At 41.0% G+C, this 17,958-nt stretch carries 16 protein-coding genes; 8 read left to right on the top strand and 8 right to left on the bottom strand.

Features of this window, described 5'->3' with window-relative positions:
• The first annotated feature begins 5 nt into the window (after positions 1 to 5).
• On the top strand, positions 6 to 1,349 hold the full coding sequence (locus tag L656_RS0116835) for a M24 family metallopeptidase (RefSeq protein WP_024600074.1): 1,344 nt from the start codon (positions 6 to 8) through the stop codon (positions 1,347 to 1,349).
• A gap of 53 nt (positions 1,350 to 1,402) precedes the next feature.
• On the opposite strand, the gene speD is transcribed toward L656_RS0116835, so the two are convergent.
• The 8 genes from speD to L656_RS0116795 all read right to left on the bottom strand — a co-directional run bounded on the left by speD (position 1,403) and on the right by L656_RS0116795 (position 9,240).
• Positions 1,403 to 2,215: an adenosylmethionine decarboxylase gene (gene speD, locus L656_RS0116830; RefSeq protein WP_007376266.1), complete on the bottom strand. Its 813-nt coding sequence runs from the start codon at positions 2,213 to 2,215 to the stop codon at positions 1,403 to 1,405.
• Between the two features lie 88 nt (positions 2,216 to 2,303).
• Positions 2,304 to 2,717 (bottom strand): OsmC family protein, encoded by a 414-nt coding sequence (locus L656_RS0116825; protein WP_024600073.1) that lies wholly within the window; start codon positions 2,715 to 2,717, stop codon positions 2,304 to 2,306.
• 91 nt (positions 2,718 to 2,808) lie between these two features.
• Positions 2,809 to 3,150 carry a DUF3802 family protein gene (locus L656_RS0116820; protein WP_029750919.1) on the bottom strand — a complete coding sequence of 114 codons (342 nt, stop codon included), beginning with the start codon at positions 3,148 to 3,150 and terminating at the stop codon, positions 2,809 to 2,811.
• 132 nt (positions 3,151 to 3,282) lie between these two features.
• Complete coding sequence (gene astD, locus L656_RS0116815) at positions 3,283 to 4,752, bottom strand: succinylglutamate-semialdehyde dehydrogenase (protein WP_024600072.1); 1,470 nt, start codon at positions 4,750 to 4,752, stop codon at positions 3,283 to 3,285.
• Positions 4,753 to 4,767: 15 nt separating this feature from the next.
• Entirely contained in the window at positions 4,768 to 5,784 is a 1,017-nt protein-coding gene (astA, locus tag L656_RS0116810) for an arginine N-succinyltransferase (protein WP_024600071.1), read from the bottom strand.
• Positions 5,785 to 5,869: 85 nt separating this feature from the next.
• The gene (locus L656_RS0116805) at positions 5,870 to 7,075 is read right to left on the bottom strand and encodes an aspartate aminotransferase family protein (protein ID WP_024600070.1); all 1,206 of its coding nucleotides are present in this window, start codon (positions 7,073 to 7,075) and stop codon (positions 5,870 to 5,872) included.
• Between the two features lie 379 nt (positions 7,076 to 7,454).
• The gene (locus tag L656_RS0116800; RefSeq protein ID WP_024600069.1) at positions 7,455 to 8,615 is read right to left on the bottom strand and encodes an HDOD domain-containing protein; all 1,161 of its coding nucleotides are present in this window, start codon (positions 8,613 to 8,615) and stop codon (positions 7,455 to 7,457) included.
• A gap of 43 nt (positions 8,616 to 8,658) precedes the next feature.
• Positions 8,659 to 9,240, bottom strand: a complete 582-nt coding sequence (locus tag L656_RS0116795; RefSeq protein ID WP_024600068.1) for an anthranilate synthase component II — start codon at positions 9,238 to 9,240, stop codon at positions 8,659 to 8,661.
• A 530-nt stretch (positions 9,241 to 9,770) separates the two neighbouring features.
• Here L656_RS0116795 and L656_RS0116790 point away from each other — a divergent pair.
• The 7 genes from L656_RS0116790 to glpK all read left to right on the top strand — a co-directional run bounded on the left by L656_RS0116790 (position 9,771) and on the right by glpK (position 17,755).
• Positions 9,771 to 10,013, top strand: coding sequence for a YdcH family protein (locus L656_RS0116790; RefSeq protein ID WP_024600067.1), 243 nt, complete (start codon positions 9,771 to 9,773; stop codon positions 10,011 to 10,013).
• A 443-nt stretch (positions 10,014 to 10,456) separates the two neighbouring features.
• Positions 10,457 to 11,470, top strand: coding sequence for a UDP-glucose 4-epimerase GalE (gene galE / locus L656_RS0116785; RefSeq protein WP_024600066.1), 1,014 nt, complete (start codon positions 10,457 to 10,459; stop codon positions 11,468 to 11,470).
• 1 nt (position 11,471) lies between these two features.
• Positions 11,472 to 12,536, top strand: coding sequence for a UDP-glucose--hexose-1-phosphate uridylyltransferase (locus tag L656_RS0116780; protein ID WP_024600065.1), 1,065 nt, complete (start codon positions 11,472 to 11,474; stop codon positions 12,534 to 12,536).
• Positions 12,526 to 13,674: a galactokinase gene (gene galK, locus L656_RS0116775; RefSeq protein ID WP_024600064.1), complete on the top strand. Its 1,149-nt coding sequence runs from the start codon at positions 12,526 to 12,528 to the stop codon at positions 13,672 to 13,674. Before L656_RS0116780 ends, galK begins: the two co-directional genes overlap by 11 nt.
• Before the next feature lie 19 nt (positions 13,675 to 13,693).
• A complete protein-coding gene (locus tag L656_RS0116770; RefSeq protein WP_024600063.1) occupies positions 13,694 to 14,698 on the top strand; it encodes a Gfo/Idh/MocA family protein in 1,005 nt (334 codons plus the stop codon).
• 27 nt (positions 14,699 to 14,725) lie between these two features.
• Positions 14,726 to 16,048: an alpha/beta hydrolase family protein gene (locus tag L656_RS0116765; protein WP_024600062.1), complete on the top strand. Its 1,323-nt coding sequence runs from the start codon at positions 14,726 to 14,728 to the stop codon at positions 16,046 to 16,048.
• A 207-nt stretch (positions 16,049 to 16,255) separates the two neighbouring features.
• Positions 16,256 to 17,755, top strand: a complete 1,500-nt coding sequence (gene glpK, locus L656_RS0116760; protein ID WP_033037088.1) for a glycerol kinase GlpK — start codon at positions 16,256 to 16,258, stop codon at positions 17,753 to 17,755.
• Positions 17,756 to 17,958: the final 203 nt, after the last annotated feature.

Raw genomic sequence — 17,958 nt, 5'->3', positions numbered from 1 at the left:
CAATTATGCACTTTACTAAACAACTCCTACTTTATGTAAGCTTGCTAACTACGCTTGTTTTAAGCCTCTTTGTTAAAGCTGATGACGCTCCCGCTATTTTATCGATGAAAGAGCGCGCTGCTTTTATAGATAAAATAACTGAGCTTAGAGTTAATACCTTAATGCCCTCATTAATGAAGCAGCACAACACTGATATGTGGCTACTTATAAGTCGTGAATATAACGAAGATCCAATATTAAAAACAATGCTGCCTGCAACATGGCTTTCAGCCAGACGTACCACTATTTTACTATTTGCACTTAATAAACAAGGTGGTGTTGATGCTTACGCTATTGCGCCTTATAAAATAGGTAACGTATTTAAAAAAGGGTGGGATAAACAAACACAACCAAGCCAGTGGGAAGCACTCAATACACTTATTGAGCAATACAAACCTCGCAACATTGCGCTTAATACTTCTACCGACTGGGCACATGCCGATGGCCTTGTGCTAGGCGATTACAAAACCTTAATGGCTAACTTGCCCGCCACTTATCACAATAAAATAATTTCTGCAGAGCCGCTTGCTGTTGCGTGGTTAGAGCAACGCATTCCTGAAGAAGTTAAAATGTATAAACATATTGTCGCTATTGCCCATCATATTATTGCAGAGGGGTTTTCGGGTAAAACAATTACAGTTGGTGAAACAACTAGCGATGACTTGGTATGGTGGTTTAGAGAGCGCGTAAAAGAGCTAAAACTACAAACATGGTTTCATCCAAGTATTGCTATTCAGCGCGCCGATGCGAAGTCGTTCGATCATGAAGAAAGCTTTACCAATGGCTACGATGATAACGTTATACAAGCCGGTGACTTGCTTCATGTAGATTTTGGGATTACTTATTTACGCTTAAATACCGACACGCAGCAGCATGCGTATGTGCTCAAAGAAAACGAAACGAGTGCGCCTAGTTACTTAGTTGAAGCACTAAAAAGCGGTAATAAACTACAAGACATATTTACCAATCAATTTGCGGTAGGTAAAACCGGTAATGAGGTTTTAGCTGCAGCACGAAAAGCCGCTATTGATCAGGGATTAAAACCCACTATTTATACTCATCCTCTTGGCTATCATGGCCACGCTGCTGGCACTACATTAGGTATGTGGGATTCTCAGCAAGGTGTACCGGGAGATGGTGACTATCCGCTACATTTAAATACAGCTTACTCAATTGAGCTTAACAATGCTGTGTTTATAAAACAGTGGAATAAAGAAATAAGAATAATGCTAGAGGAAGATGCTATTTTTGATAAAAGCGGTGTCTGGTATTTAAATGGCCGACAAACACAGCTATTGCTTGTAAAATAAAGCATAAAAAAATGGCGCTCATTGAGCGCCATTTTTAATTTAATTCGTTGCTATTATTCTGTATCTGGCAGGTTACGGCCATAGAATATTTCTTGCATTTCACGGGTCAGCTTTGAGCGAATTTCGTCTTCTTCGCCCTCAGATAAATCTGCCGTAGAAAGGCCGAATAAATACGTGTTTAGATCGGTTTCTTTTAACATCATTTTGGTATGGAACAGGTTTTCTTGATACACGTTCACGTCCATCATTTGGTACGCTTCTTTTGTATCTTCTGTCATGAAGTTTTGAATCGAGCTAATAGCATGATCAATGTAGTGCTTAACACCGTTTATGTCGCGGGTAAAACCACGAACGCGGTAGTCAATTGTTACTACGTCTGATTCAAGGCTATGAATTAAGAAGTTTAACGCTTTAAGTGGCGAAATAATGCCACAAGTAGACACTTCAATATCAGCACGGAATGTACAAATACCATCATCAGGGTGAGCTTCTGGGTATGTGTGTACACAAATGTGGCTTTTATCTAGGTGCGCAACAACTGAATCAGGTAATGGGCCTGGTGCTTCGTCAGCATCGTAATTTTGCTGCTCTTCTACTGGTTCTTCTGAAACCAAAATAGTTACACTTGCGCCTTGCGGTTCATAATCTTGGCGCGCTACATTTAAAATGTTAGCACCAATAATATCAACAACTTCACCTAAAATGTCGGTTAGTCTATCTGCACTGTACTGCTCATCGATATATTCAATATATTCTTTACGTTGTTGCTCGGTCTTTGCGTAACAAATATCATAAATACTAAAGCTTAAACTTTTGGTTAAATTGTTAAAACCATGAAGTTTAAGTTTATCGAAGGGTTTGTTCATAATAAACCAACCTATAAATTAGTGGGTTCTGCACCTGCAGAATGAAAAGTTCGCGGATTTTATACGAATTTTCCTCGAGGAAAAAGCGTTATTTTGCTTGTTCTTGCACAACTTCGTGGCTATGCGTAATTTCTACTGTTTTATCAAGCATTAATGCAACCGAGCAATACTTTTCAGCAGAGAGTGAAACGGCGCGTGCAAGGTGCTTTTCAGACACATTATTGCCTTTAACAACAAAGTGTAAGTTGATTTTGGTAAACACGCGAGGGGCTGTTTCGGCGCGCTCTGCACTTAGTTGTACTTGTACATCTGAAAAATCTTGTTTGGCTTTTTTTAAAATACTAACCACATCAACTGATGAACAACAGCCAACTGACATTAAAACCATTTCCATTGGGCTTGGTGCTGCACTATCGCTGCCGCCATCAAACACAACATTGTGGTTAGAATTAGAACGACCAATAAACGTATCGCCTTCAACCCATTTTACATTTGCTTGCATTGTTATATCTCAAAAAATATTTTCTTGATTGTAAGCAAGTTAGCCGTAGTTGCAAATGAAAATGCAACGCAGGGCTATAAAATGACTAAGATTATTGCGTTAAAGCACTATCAAAGAGGTTTTTTACTAAACCTGCAAATTCGTCTATAAAGGCATGCTGTTCAACCGTGACAGGCTGTGAGGTGATGCTGCTGAGGACTTCTTCTAAATCGTAAACTATGCCATCAACTTCACGTACAATTTGACTACGCTGCTCTGTGTTGAGGTTTGTGTGCTGCTCGCAAATAAGCATCACATTTTGTGCAATAACGTCTTCGATTAATTCCATTACTGTTGGGGCACCTGGTTTTATTTCGCCTGGCTTCTCAAACAATGCTAAATTTTGAGTTAGATACATGATCAAATCATCGTACCCTTGCCTATCTAAAACCATTTTTGTACCACCTTTGTATAATTAATTATTTTTGATTTAAGCAGAAAGCGCTGTTGATTGCTAGCTTTGCGCGTTAGCAATACAAAAAAAGCAGCCGAAGCTGCTTTTATAATAATTAAGTAGTATTACTACTTAATCTATTTTTAAGCCTGGGCTAAGTGTTGCTGGCATCGCTACTTTTTCAAGCTCTACCGAAGCAACTGGGTATGCACAGTAATCAGCTGCATAATACGCGCTTGCTCTGTGGTTGCCCGATGCACCAATACCACCAAACGGTGCTGCGCTAGATGCGCCAGTAATTGGGCGATTCCAGTTAACAATACCTGCACGAATACGACGTAAGAAGTGGTCGTAATCTGCTGCACTATCACTTAATAAACCAGCCGATAAACCAAAGGTTGTATCGTTTGCTTTATCAATGGCTTGGTCAAAGTCGTCAAAGCGGAATACTTTTAAAAGTGGTCCAAAATGCTCTTCATCTGGGAAGTCACTAATATTTGTACACTCAATAATACCTGGTGTTACAAAGCCGGTATTGGCTGTGTGCTCAAGTTCTACTAATACTTGAGCGCCAAGCTCAACAAGCTCGTTTTGCGCTTTAACCATGCCTGCTGCTGCAGCTGATGAGATCATAGAACCCATAAATGGCTGGTCTGCATCGTCATAGTTACCTACTTTAATCGCTTTAGTTGCTGTGATTAAACGCTCCAGTATCACATCGCCTTTGCTACCAGTTGGTAAAAATAGTTTACGTGCACACGTACAACGCTGGCCACTTGAGATAAACGCTGATTGAATAATATCGTGAACAACCGCTTTAGTGTCTTCAACGTCGGTAATAATAAGTGGGTTGTTGCCACCCATTTCTAACGCTAAAATTTTACCCGGTTGACCCGCAAACTGTTCATGTAAAATATGACCAGTGCGCGAAGAACCCGTAAAGAACAAGCCATCAATACCTTTGTGAGCAGCAAGGGCTTTACCCGTTTCTACTTCACCTTGTACAAGGTTAATTACACCTGCTGGTAAACCTGCTTTTTCCCACAGCTTAAGCGTAAGCTCAGCAACTTTAGGAGTAAGTTCAGACGGTTTAAACACAACTGTGTTACCCGCTAAAAGCGCTGGAACAATATGCCCATTAGGTAAGTGACCCGGAAAGTTATACGGACCAAATACAGCTACAACACCATGTGGCTTATGGCGAATCATCGCACGGCCAAGTGGCATTGCGTTTTCTACGTCGCCAGTGCGCTCTAAAAATGCTTTTTCAGAAATGGCAATTTTACCAACCATAGCACCCGCTTCTGTGCGAGTTTCCCACAGTGGCTTACCTGTTTCTTGTGCGATAGTAATAGCGAGCTCTTCGCTGTTTTCTTTTAATTGCGCTGCGAATGCTTTAATTATTTCTAAACGCTCAGTAAAGCTTTTATCAGCCCATGCATAAAACGCTTCGCGCGCTGCATTTACTGCGGTGTCTACTTGCGCCGCAGTTGCCGATGAAGCCTGCCAAATAACGTCGTTATTTGCAGGGTTTACTGAATTAAATTCTGTGCCTTGGCCTTGTGACCATTGACCATTTATAAATTGTGCAGGATGAGTCATATACTTTCTCCTAAATTAAACTGGGGTTGCGCTAACAATATCGCCAGCTTGCAAATGCAGTGCATCTGCTATTTCTTGCGATAAAATAAGGCTTTTAGCTCGATCGTCAAACGACATTGGCGCAACAGTCGCTCTAAAGTCATTAAGCTTTTCGTTAGCTAGTAACACCATGGTGTCGCCAGTCATTTGGCCTATTTCAACTTTAAAGTTATGCGCATTACGAATAGTCGCAATGTTATCTACTTTGGCTTCAACAGTTGGGCCCGCGTCAAAAATATCTACGTAGCCATTAAACGTAAAGCCTTCGCTTTTTAATAATTCAATTGCTGGGCGTGTATTGTCGTGCACCTTACCTATTACAGCTTGCGCATCTTTACTTAGCAAATTTACGTAAATTGGATATTTAGGCATTAGTTCAGCAATGAAAACCTTTTGGCCAATACCTGTTAGGTAATCGGCTGTTGGAAAATCCATTGAGAAAAAATGCTCTTCTAGCCACTGCCAAAAAGGGCTACTGCCGTTTTCGTCAGACACACCGCGCATTTCTGCTATTACCGTTTGTGCAAAACGCTCTTGATGCTGTTTTATAAACATAAAGCGCGCTTTTGAAAGTAGTTTACCGTTACAATTTTTACGATAACCATCTTTTAAAAACAATGTGCAAAGCTCTGTAGCACCTGTGTAGTCGTTACATAGCGTTAGAATATCAACCGCTTTGTATACGTCTAATGTGCGCGAAGAGTGAATCACTTTACTTAAGTGATAATGATAAAATGCATCATCAAGCCCTACCGCCGCTTCAATTGCAGACGTTCCTACAACTTCACCGGTTTCGCTATCTTCAAGAACAAACAGGTAGCCTTCGTCACCAGGTTGTGACGTTTGTTTAGCAAAAGAGCTTACTGAATGGTCGATCTTTTTTTGCAATAGTTCTTCGTTTAATGGCAAAGACGTAAAACCATGCCCTGATTCGTGGGCAATTTTCAGTAATGCTGAATAATCATTTTGCTGGATTGGGCGAAGGATCATCATGAGTCCGCTTGCTCCCTTATAAATAACGGTAAATAGGAATTGCAGGGCAAGCAGTGCTTGCCCTTAATTGGTTGGCTTAAGTCGCTTATGCGTTTACTACGCTTGCTACTGCTTTTTCAAAGCGTGCCATACCTTCGCGAATGTCCGCTTCAGGAATTACTAAAGATGGAGTGAAACGTATTACGTCTGCACCAGCAACTAATGACATAAGGCCTTGCTCAGTCCCTGCCACTAAAAACTCTTTTGCACGACCTTTATATTGCTCGTTCACTACTGCACCAATTAATAAACCTTGGCCACGGATTTCGCTAAATACGTTGTATTTTTCGTTAACCGCAGTAAGTAGTTCATTAAATAATGCTGCTTTAGCTTTTACGCCAGCAAGTACTTCTGGGGTATTTACTGTATCAAATGCAGCTTCTGCAACAGCACACGCAAGCGGGTTGCCGCCATAAGTAGAACCATGAGTACCTACTTTAAGATGCTGTGCAATTTCAGTTGTTGTGATCATAGCGCCAATAGGGAAACCGCCGCCAAGTGCTTTAGCTGAAGTTAAAATATCAGGTACTATGTTTAAGCCTTGGTATGCGTATAAATCGCCAGTACGGCCAACACCTGTTTGAACTTCATCAAAAATAAGCAGTGCGTTATGTTTAGTACATAAATCGCGAACGCCTTGAGCAAACTCGTCAGTTGGCGAAACAATACCGCCTTCACCTTGTAGAGGTTCCATCATTACGGCACATGTTTTGTCGCTAATAAGCGCTTCAAAAGCAGCTAGGTCATTGTAATCACAATGCACAATGTCGCCAGGCTTAGGACCAAAACCATCTGAATATGCAGCTTGGCCGCCAACAGTTACGGTAAAGAATGTACGACCGTGGAAACCTTTGTTGAACGCGATGATTTGTGATTTTTCTGCGCCAAACTTATCAAGTGCAAAACGACGCGCTAATTTAAGCGCTGCTTCGTTTGCTTCTGCGCCAGAGTTGGCAAAGTAAACTTTTTCAGCAAATGTCGCATCAACCATTTTTTTAGCTAGGCGAAGTGCCGGCTCATTGGTCATTACATTTGATAGATGCCAGATTTTTTCGCCTTGCTCTTTTAATGCGCCTACTAATGCAGGGTGGCAATGGCCAAGACAGTTAACTGCAATACCACCAGCAAAGTCGATAAACTCTCGACCTTCTTGATCCCATACGCGAGAACCTTCGCCTCGAACAGGAATTACGCTTGAAGGTGCGTAGTTAGGAACCATTACGTGATCAAATAATTCGCGATTGACTGTCATTTTATTTCCTCTTAATTGTGAGCAACACAAAACATCAAAATAGGTGTTTGGTTAATATTTGTAACCAACTTTATAGGCAAGATCAGTAACCTGATAATTGCGCAAAATTGCTTTGTGGTTCAATTTTCAGACGCACATTATTTCAGAATTACTTATATCTGTCTCGTTAAAAACTTTCATGTATCCCTTGAAAATAAAGGGCTAAAGATATTATTTCATAGATAGTGAATAACTATTTGCATAACTATTTATGCTTATTTTTAGGCAACTAACCGCATGAGCACCGAGGCGCGGACGCTTTAATCGGCAAATATGCAATATAACAATAGAGTGAGAATGAATGGTTAGTCGCAAAAAAATTAACAAAAAATTCAGATTTTTAGTCAATTTGAATAGCTAAATTGGTAAAATTACTCGATTGGAGGGTTTTTAGTTCCGTTTTAGTGAACTTAAAGTACGAAAACCAGCTTAGAGTTTCGTCAGGTTCAATAAGTTGATGCTCTTTTAAATTAAGATATTGAGAGTAGCAACGTGCCTTTAGCATTACTTGTGTTAACGGCAGTAATGTATCGCCCTTATCTACCCCATTTACTAGCTGCTGCATTACACCTTTAAATGGTAAATATTTAAAAGCCATTTTGTCTATTACCTTGGCGCTTACCTCTATCGACTTATTGCTAAGTAGAGTGGTTAAAAATAGCGGGTCAGGCTGTAGCTCTAATAATGCGGTGTGTAAATCTTTTTGGTTTTCATTTCGGGCTAACTGCACTTTACGTTGCCATACTTTCTCAAACGTTTTTAAGTACAAACGCACCAATGCAATTCGCCCTACATCTAAAAGCATACCAAGGGTAAATGCATGAACGTCGTTCACATTATTAATTTGTGCAATTTTTTGCGCAGCAATCGCGTTTGCCATCGCGCTGTCGCGTAGCCGGCGTTTTAATAATGAAAATGGCTCGGTGCTATGTGGCATCCAATGACGCGTAGCAAATGTAGGTATAACTAGCTGTAAGTTATCAAGACCAATATAGCGAAGAGCAAGCGATGGTTTATCTACTTTTACAGACGTGTTTTTACTACGTTGATTACGATAGTAGGGTAAGTTAACGAGCGTGACTAACTCCCTACCCAACCAGCCTATATCATTTACCAATGGCTCTAAGCGCCCTACCGATGCCGACTTTACAGCTAATATATCGAGTATATTGGCAATGCCATCTTCAATGCCTATGGTGCTATGAATTACGCCATCTATATCTTCGAGCTGCTTATATATAGCTGTTTCAATTGTTTTGTGTAGTTGCTCACTCGCTTGAGCGCGATACTTATGATGTGCAGTACTGCTTTGCTGGCGTTTATTCTGTGCGGCCACTTCAACCTGAAGCAAAGTACGTTGCTTCATCGGTTCGCCGTAATCTATATCTAATGTATGAATGAAACCAATTTGCTGATGCGCAAAGCTGTGCCCAAGCAATAAGTCATGAGCCCGTTGGCTTAATATTTTGGCAGTACGCTGTTGCGCTTCAAGTTCAGTCATGACATCCATTAATAAAGTATTAAATGCTCTGTGTATTATAACATTAGAAGCGAGTTAAAAAGTTATCAAGCAGTTCTAAGCCTTGATCAGTTAGAATAGCTTCGGGGTGAAACTGCACACCTTCGATTGCTAATTCTTTATGAAGCAATCCCATAATTTCGTCAAACTCGCCTTGCTCAGTTTGAGTCCATGCTGTTACTTCAAGATCTTTAGGTAGAGTTTGCTCTTTAACCACTAAAGAATGGTAACGACACACTGTTAACGGGTTAGCTAAACCTTTAAACACACCTTTATTAGTGTGAACTATGGGTGATGTTTTACCATGCATAACTTTTTTAGCACGAATTACATCTCCCCCTAAAGCTTGCGCGATAGTTTGATGCCCCAAGCAAATCCCTAGAATAGGATATTGTCCTTTTAGTTGCTCAACAACATTTAATGAAATACCCGCTTCGTTAGGCGTGCATGGTCCCGGCGATAACACGATGTGCTGCGGGTTTAACTGTTTTATTTGTGCAATGCTTAGCTCGTCATTACGTTTTACTAAAACGTCTTGATCTAAACGCTGAAAATATTGCACTAAGTTGTAAGTAAACGAATCGTAGTTATCGATCATTAACAGCATTACACAACAAACCTTATAAATTATTGACCACTTACTTCACACAAATGGTACTAAGCGCTGCATTCTACCACTATTAATTAGCCAACATAAATTAGCAAAAAGCGTTAAAAATTAACTGTTTTTGCTAAAAGCTCTTTAAAGTCTTTAGTGGGTACTGGTTAAGAGATTTATTAACGTATTAAATCATGGTGATATTTAAATTTATTTTCTCTAGCCAGAGATTCCTTGCCCCTTGAGCAATAATATCGAGCTATAAGCTTTTCGCGAGTAGTTAACACACCTATTTAGGCTGTATACCCCAACAATAAATTATTGACCCTAAAGTACGTGCGTTTATTGATCGCTCTATTAAATACTTTAGTGAAATGCCTTACTGAGCAAAATAAACAGATTGTTTGAGCTGCATCAAATTAGTGGCTCAATGGTTGAATTATATCTATATAAGCCCCAGTGTATTATATGAAAGGCAGTAATTCACTCATACAACTCACTTACTTGTGAGCTCATTTATATCCTATTAAGGAGCGAATATGTTAGGCGAAGACCACTCATTAACAAATGACTTTCCAGAGTACTTAAGGACAATTGCCGAGTTAAATGAAAGCGATACTGAATTTGCAAAGAAAGCAGATAAGTACGACAAGCTAGATAAAGAAATTAGAGTGTTAGAGCTCAAAGATGCGCCCATAAGCGATGAGCAAATGCATCAGCTAAAACATGAACGTACAGAATTAAAAGATTGGCTATACGAGCGCTTGCAGCAAGAGCAGTAATGCAGCTAAAAAAGAGCTCACTGACAAGTGAGCTCTTTAGATCAACCATAAGGATTTTTTCTAAAACTTTACAAAGCCACCCACAGATTTCATAAATACAGTACTTGGGTTAATAACATCTTTGCGTTTCTGGCAAGTGCTATCGGTAGCACCGGTAAGTAAAACTGTTTTATTTATGTTGCTCTCTCCTAACTTTGTTCTCGCTATATTAGCAGCCCCCCTACCGCTGAAAATTAGGTCAATAATCGAAACAGTTTATCTAATCAATTGATAAAGCTAAGCCTATGTTAGTTAAAATAAAAGTATGCTATTTAAAGGCAGGCGAGTGTTTAATCTGAATGTTTTTTATGCTTTTATTTGAATTATCCAGCAATCATAACTATTGTTTTTAAATCACCTTAATAGTAGTATTTATCATATAAATACACTTTTCGAGAATAAACATGAAAGTTTTAGTCACTGGCGGCATGGGTTACATAGGTAGCCACACATGTATTGCATTGCATGAAGCAGGTATTACACCTGTTATTTATGATAACTTGTCTAATGCTAGTTCGCGGGTACTTGACCAACTCGAAAAGATTACTGGCACTCGGTTTGAGTTTATATTGGGTGACATTCAAGACGAGCAACAATTTAAGCTCGCTCTAAAACACACTAAAGCCGAGGCTGTTTTTCACTTTGCAGCACTAAAAGCCGTTGGCGAATCAACTGAGCAGCCACTTCGTTATTATCAAAATAATGTGTCGGGCACATTAAGTATGTTACAAAGCATGCAAGAGGCAGACGTTAACCACATTATATTTAGCTCATCGGCTACTGTGTACGGCGAACCCGACTACCTCCCTATTGACGAAAAGCACCCTATACGCGCAACTAACCCTTATGGTTGGACTAAAGTCATGGTTGAACAAGCCATGCAAGACGTATGTAATGCCAACAGTAAATTTATGGGCATTGCGCTGCGTTACTTCAATCCTGTAGGTGCACACCCAAGTGGTTTATTAGGTGAGAGTCCTAATGGCATTCCTAACAACTTAATGCCATTTATTGCTCAAACAGCGGTAGGTAAACGCGACGTGGTTAATATTTTTGGTGACGACTATGACACCGAAGATGGCACAGGCGTACGCGACTATATTCACGTTTTAGATTTAGCTAAAGGCCACGTTGCCGCTTTTATGCAGCATAAAACAGATACCGCCTTTCATGCTTATAACCTAGGCACCGGGCAAGGCTATTCAGTGCTCGATATGATCAAAGCATTTAGCGCATCAGCCAATAAAGATATTCCTTATAAAAGTGCACCGCGCCGAGCAGGCGATATTGCCTGTAATTACGCCGATGCTACAAAAGCGCAAAACACACTTAACTGGCACGCAGAACTAACACTTAGCGACATGACCAACGATACATGGCGCTGGCAAACTAATTACCCTAGTGGGTTGGAGAGTTAACATGGCTTTATTAGAAAGTACTCACAGACGTAAAAACCCGCTAACGGGTCGTTGGGTATTAGTTTCACCACATCGTAATAACCGCCCATGGTTAGGCGCAACAGAAGCCGTTAACGAAAACGTATTACCAAAACACGATGAAAGCTGCCCTCTTTGCCCAAGTAATACCCGTGCAAATGGCGACAGTAACCCAGATTATAAATACACACACGTATTTAGAAATGACTTTGGTGCACTCACACCTAATGCCAGCGAGCAATTACAAAGCTTAGAATCAGACAGCGATTTATTTATTGCCGACGAAGCCAGTGGCGAATGCCGCGTAATTTGTTTTTCGCCAGAGCATAATAAAACACTACCAGAGCTTAGCCAAAACGCATTGCACGAAGTAGTAAAAACCTGGAAACAAAATTACACAGAGCTTGCACAGCAGTACGAATGCGTACAAGTTTTTGAAAATAAAGGCGAGATCATGGGTTGTTCGCAACCTCATCCTCACGGCCAAGTATGGGCTCACTCGCATTTATCAACCGAAATAGAAGCCGAAGATAACCAGCAGCTTAACTATTATAAAAAGCATGGCACAGCCATGCTTGCCGATTACGCGCAAAAAGAGCAAGCAGATCAAACACGTGTTGTATTTGAAAACGAACATTGGCTTGTTGTTGTGCCATTTTGGGCAGCGTGGCCGTTTGAAACAATGCTAGTAACTAAAGATAACATTCAAAACTTTAGCCAGCTAAACGATGCGCAAACCGACTCTTTGGCTCAGGCACTTAAAGTATTAACCACTAAGTACGACAACGTATTTAATTGCAGCTTTCCCTACTCAATGGGTTGGCACAATGCACCGGCTAATAGAGGCTCTGATGAGCAACATTGGCGTTTGCATGCCCATTTTTATCCGCCGCTACTTCGCTCTGCTACTGTTAAAAAACACATGGTAGGCTACGAAATGCTAGGCGAAAGCCAACGCGATTTAAGCGCAGAAACTGCTGCTTCTATTTTAAAAGCAGCCAGTACAACACACTATAAAAATACAGCAGGACACACAGATGAAGCTTAACGAATTCCAACAACAATTTTTGTCACTGTATGGCGCGCCTGCTCAAGGTATTGCAGCAGCACCGGGCCGTGTAAACCTTATTGGCGAATTTACCGACTACAACGACGGTTTTGTTTTACCGTGTTCGTTAGAATTTCGTACCCAAGTAATGTTTAAAGAGCGCGACGACAATATTATCACTGTGCATTCTTTAAATTACCCAGGCGAAAAAGACAGCTTTAGTGTTGATGAAGAAATCACTGAAGGCCAATCGCAATGGGGTAACTACATTCGTGCTGTTACTTACGTTCTTAAAAGAGCGGGTTACACTCTGCGTGGTGCCGACCTACTAATTGACAGTAACTTACCGCAAGGTAGTGGCTTGTCGTCATCGGCCGCACTAGAAGTTGCTGTAGGCGGTATGTTTAACCATATTGCACAGCTTGGTTTACCGCCAGAGCAAATTGCGCTATTTGGCCAAGAAGCCGAAAACGACTTTATGCATTGCCAATGCGGCATTATGGATCAGCTTATTTCAGCCAAAGGCGAAAACGGTCATGCGCTATTAATTGATTGTGAAAACCTAGCAACTAAATCAGTTAAAGTTCCTGATGATTTAAATATTGTTATTGTTAACTCTAACTACCCGCGTAAATTAGTTGATAGCGAATACAACCAGCGCCGTATTGACTGCGAACAAGCTGCTGTAAAAATGGGTGTAGAAACACTTCGCCAAGCAACCATGACTGCCCTGCAAGCAGTAAAAGCGACATTAAGCGAAAACGAATATAAACGTGCACACCACGTAATTAGCGAAAACGACCGCGTAATTGCAGCAACAACTGCACTACAAAATAACGATATGGATGCACTTCGCACCCTAATGGCTGCATCGCATCAATCACTTAAACACGACTTTGAAGTAACCGTACCTGCAACCGATGGCCTAGTAGAGATTTGTAAAGAAGCCATGGGCGATCGCGGCGCAGTACGTATGACGGGTGGTGGCTTTGGTGGTGCTATTGTATGTTTATGTCGTGATGCGGAAGTACCTCTTATTAAAGCAGCGGTTGAGCAGCACTACTTTGAACGCTTTAACTTAAATGCTGATATTTATGTATGTTCAGCGGGCTCAGGATTACAAATTACGTCTTTTTAAATAAAACTAAGGAATAAGCATGGCAAAGGTTAATTGGGGAATTATTGGGTGTGGCAATATAGCTCACACCTTTGCTAAAAGCATTGCGCATTGTAGTGATGCACAGCTTATTGGCGCGGCATCAACGAGTATGCAGCGCGCTAAAGAATTTGCCACACCATACAATATCCAAGGCTATGAGAGCTATCAAGCTCTTATGCAGTGCCCAAATATAGATGCCATATATATTGCAAATACGCACGATCAACACTTTAAAACGATAGCCCAATGCTTAAAACACAATAAGCACGTGCTAAGCGAAAAACCAATTACCGTTAATGCTAAGCAGTTGCAAAGCCTCACTAAGCTTGCCAAGCAACAAAACTGCTTTTTAATGGAAGGCGTTTGGATGCGGTTTTTACCAGCTATAGTAAAATTACAACAGCTCCTAAGTGAAGGTGTTATTGGTAATGTGCACAGTGTTAATGCCAACTTTAGTTTACCTGGCAGCTTTGCAGACACTCACCGATTAATGAACCCTGTAACAGCGGGTGGCGCCCTGCTCGATTTAGGTATTTACCCTATTTCGATTGCTGATGTGGTATTTAATAAAGCCCCTGAACACATCAAATCCTTTGTACATAAAAGCACAACCGGTATTGATGAGCGAAGCACTGCTTTAGTTGATTACGGTAACGGGCAATTTGCATCTCTTGCCAGCGCATTACAACAAAGTGGCCCCACAGAAGCATGTATTAATGGTGAGCTTGGCTATATTCGAATACCTCAATTTGTAGGCGCGCAATCTATAGAGCTACATATAAGTGACCAAGACCCTAAATACTTTGAATACAACTTTAGCGACGATGAAAACTTTAAGTTTGAAATTGCACATGTCACGCAGTGTATATTACAAAAACAAACCCAAAGCAGCGTGTTGCCACTAAGTACTAGCTTACGAGTTATGAATATAATGGATACCTTGCGAGCACAATGGCAGCTGCAATATAGCAATGCCGTCGAGTCGGCTGAACTGACTAATTAAAAAATAAAAATACAACAAGGACACACAATGACACACACACTCAAGGCGCTTTCAAAAGCCATATTACTTGCTACGTGCAGTTTATCTGTCAGTGTAGCTGTTGCTGAATCTAATAAACCAGAGCAGCTATATCCGCCAATCACTAGCGAAGTACTCCCAGAACTTGCAGCTAAAGGTAGCTACAATGTAGGTGTGCAAACACTTGATTTAGTTAACCCTGCGCAATTTGACCCCGCTACACAAGGTCAAAAAGATCGTCCTTTAAAAGTAGAGGTGTGGTATCCGGCTGCAAATACAGCAAAAGCGCTACTTACCAGCTACACAGATGAAACTCGCTCAGGTAAAGAGTTTACTTTGCAAGCCGATGCAATGCGTGATGTCGCCATTAATAATAAAGAGCACTACCCTGTCATTGTGCTTTCGCACGGTTATACCGGTTACCGTACAATTATGTACTACCTTGGCGAGCATTTAGCATCGCACGGTTACATTGTTGTTGCACTTGATCATACCGATTCGACCAATGCCGATGTTGATTTTAAAAACGCACCATTCTCTGGCTTTTTTAGTACGCTAATAAATCGTTCTCGCGATCAGCAGTTTGTTATTAATTACTTTAATGAGCAAAACAACTTTGCAAGCAAACAAGTAGATAACAAAAGCGCAGGCGTAATTGGTTACTCAATGGGTGGCTATGGCGCTGTAAATACGATAGGTGGCTGTTACGCTTTTAATGAGCAAACTACGGCTATGTTTACGGGTATGAAAGACCCTGCTCAAATTGAAAAAGTACAGCAATTACTAAACAGCTGCGCTGGTGGGCAATACCAAAACCCAAAAGTAGACCCACGTATAAAAGCGATGGTGGCCTTTGCACCATGGGGCGGACAGCACGCTATATTTGATGCCAAAGCAATGGAAAATATTAAAGTACCTTCGCTTTATGTAGCCGGTAACCTAGATGACATATCAGGCTATGAAGGCATTAAAAACCTTTATGAACAAACGGGCAGCGAAGATAAGTACATGCTTACTTACAAAAATGCACGCCATAATATTGCACCACACCCAGCCCCTGCTATTGCACAAAGCAGCAGTGAGCTAGATATAGGCCATTACTACGAGCCTTCGTGGTCTATGCGCACACTAAACGAAATCAACAAACACTTTGTACTTGCCATGATGGATTGCCACGTAAAAGGCATAGCCAGCGAGTGTAAATACTTAGATTTACCACAAAACGGCGACCAAGCTGTTGTTGATGGTAAGCCGCTGCCACAGTGGCGCGGATTTGATAATCGCTTTTCTACCGGTATGGATTGGCAACAAGCTAAACCTCACACCAAGTAATAATAAGCTTTAAGCGGCTGTTTTAATCAATAGCCGCGTACGCCCTTAAAATAATGCAAAAATAAAACCCCTTTTATATAAAAGAGTTACCAACAAATATTAGCGTGTTTATTTTTTAATCTGCTATTTTAAGAAAAAACCATTGCCATTAACTTCGGTTAAAGGCAATCTAGTCATATATAAGATAAGATAAATAACACAAATATCATGTCCAAATACATACTCTCAATTGATCAAGGAACCACAAGCTCTCGGGCCATCTTGTTTACAAAAGATGCAGACGTTTTTGGTACAGCACAACAAGAATTTTCGCAGCATTTTCCACAAAATGGTTGGGTAGAACACGACCCTAACGATATTTGGCAAACAGTGCTTAGTACTAGCCGCGAAGTCTTAACTAAAAACGATGTAAAGCCTGAAGAAATTATTGCCATTGGTATCACCAACCAGCGCGAAACCACGTTAGTGTGGAACAAAAAAACAGGCAAAACAATTTATAACGCTATTGTATGGCAAGACCGTCGCACAAGTGACTATTGCGAAAGCCTAACAACTGATGAGCTTTGCCAAACGATAAGCGAAAAAACAGGCTTATTGCTCGACCCTTATTTTTCGGCCACTAAAATTCGTTGGATTTTAGATAACGTTGAAGGCGCACGCGAACAAGCTCTTGCAGGTGAGCTCGCTTTTGGTACGGTTGACACCTACCTGCTTTGGCAGCTAACAGGCGGCAAAGAGCACCGCACCGATGCAACCAATGCATCGCGCACCATGTTATTTAATATACATACCCAGCAATGGGATCAAGAGCTTTTAGAGTTATTCGATATTCCAGAATCTATGCTTCCAGAAGTAATGGATTCAGCTGACGAGTTTGGCTCAACCAGTGCTGACATTTTTGGTGCGCCAATTCGTGTTTGTGGTATTGCAGGCGATCAGCAAGCTGCGCTTGTTGGTCACGCATGTTTTGAACAAGGCATGGCAAAAAGTACTTACGGCACAGGCTGTTTTTTAATGCTTAATACTGGCGAAAAAGCACTGACCTCAGAAAATCGCTTACTGACCACTGTTGCCTATAGATTAAACGGCAAACCAACTTACGCCATTGAAGGCAGCATATTTATGGCTGGCGCAACGATGCAGTGGATTGTTGAAGGCTTAAAGCTACTTAGCCATGCTGGCGAAAGTGAATCGATGGTTAAAGATGTACCGCTCGATCATGGTGTATTTTTAGTGCCTTCGTTTACGGGTTTAGGTGCTCCTTATTGGGACCCTAATGCACGTGGCGCTATTTTAGGTCTAACACGCGATTCAGGTATTAGCACTATTGTTGCGGCTGCTCTGCAATCAGTTGGTTACCAGACCAAAGATTTACAAAAAGCGATGGAGCGTGATGGTCTTCGCCCAAGTGTGCTTCGTGTAGATGGCGGTATGGTAAAAAATAACTGGGTTATGACCTTCTTATCAAATATTTTAGGCGCAACAGTTGAGCGCCCAACTGTGACCGAAACCACCTCTTTAGGCGTAGCATATTTAGCTGGCTTACAAACAGGTGTGTACGAGTCAACCGAGCAGTTATCTAAAATGTGGACATGCGACCGTCGTTTTGAGCCAACTATGAGCGCCGACGAACGTAACGATTTATATGCAAAATGGCAGCACTGCGTTGCTCAAGTATGTTTAACGAATAAAAACTGTCCGGAGTAAGTACTAAGTGGCTAAGCGAATACTTTAGCCACTTCGCCTTTTTAACTTAGCCAATAGCTAGATTTAAAAGGGATGCTTTACTGCTTTAAATTGAAAATGGATCAGCGTCAAAATTAACGAATAAAAAACTGGGTTTTCTATTGTCAAATGAAAACAGCAGCTTTATGATGCTTATGTCTTATTTATATTACAAATAAAAAGGT

The sequence above is a fragment of the Pseudoalteromonas sp. TAE56 genome, from assembly GCF_000497955.1.
Taxonomy (GTDB): Bacteria; Pseudomonadota; Gammaproteobacteria; order Enterobacterales; family Alteromonadaceae; genus Pseudoalteromonas.
This window is presented reverse-complemented; position numbering and strand designations above follow the sequence as displayed.

Excerpts from the sequence above, each read along its gene's own strand:
- galE (WP_024600066.1), top strand. The coding sequence starts at position 10,457 with ATGAAAGTTTTAGTCACTGGCGGCATGGGTTACATAGGTAGCCACACA.
- L656_RS0116795 (WP_024600068.1), bottom strand. The coding sequence starts at position 9,240 with ATGCTGTTAATGATCGATAACTACGATTCGTTTACTTACAACTTAGTG.
- L656_RS0116765 (WP_024600062.1), top strand. The coding sequence starts at position 14,726 with ATGACACACACACTCAAGGCGCTTTCAAAAGCCATATTACTTGCTACG.
- L656_RS0116805 (WP_024600070.1), bottom strand. The coding sequence starts at position 7,075 with ATGACAGTCAATCGCGAATTATTTGATCACGTAATGGTTCCTAACTAC.
- glpK (WP_033037088.1), top strand. The coding sequence starts at position 16,256 with ATGTCCAAATACATACTCTCAATTGATCAAGGAACCACAAGCTCTCGG.
- L656_RS0116770 (WP_024600063.1), top strand. The coding sequence starts at position 13,694 with ATGGCAAAGGTTAATTGGGGAATTATTGGGTGTGGCAATATAGCTCAC.
- L656_RS0116790 (WP_024600067.1), top strand. The coding sequence starts at position 9,771 with ATGTTAGGCGAAGACCACTCATTAACAAATGACTTTCCAGAGTACTTA.
- astA (WP_024600071.1), bottom strand. The coding sequence starts at position 5,784 with ATGATGATCCTTCGCCCAATCCAGCAAAATGATTATTCAGCATTACTG.
- galK (WP_024600064.1), top strand. The coding sequence starts at position 12,526 with ATGAAGCTTAACGAATTCCAACAACAATTTTTGTCACTGTATGGCGCG.
- L656_RS0116780 (WP_024600065.1), top strand. The coding sequence starts at position 11,472 with ATGGCTTTATTAGAAAGTACTCACAGACGTAAAAACCCGCTAACGGGT.
- L656_RS0116800 (WP_024600069.1), bottom strand. The coding sequence starts at position 8,615 with ATGACTGAACTTGAAGCGCAACAGCGTACTGCCAAAATATTAAGCCAA.
- L656_RS0116820 (WP_029750919.1), bottom strand. The coding sequence starts at position 3,150 with ATGGTTTTAGATAGGCAAGGGTACGATGATTTGATCATGTATCTAACT.
- speD (WP_007376266.1), bottom strand. The coding sequence starts at position 2,215 with ATGAACAAACCCTTCGATAAACTTAAACTTCATGGTTTTAACAATTTA.
- L656_RS0116835 (WP_024600074.1), top strand. The coding sequence starts at position 6 with ATGCACTTTACTAAACAACTCCTACTTTATGTAAGCTTGCTAACTACG.
- astD (WP_024600072.1), bottom strand. The coding sequence starts at position 4,752 with ATGACTCATCCTGCACAATTTATAAATGGTCAATGGTCACAAGGCCAA.
- L656_RS0116825 (WP_024600073.1), bottom strand. The coding sequence starts at position 2,717 with ATGCAAGCAAATGTAAAATGGGTTGAAGGCGATACGTTTATTGGTCGT.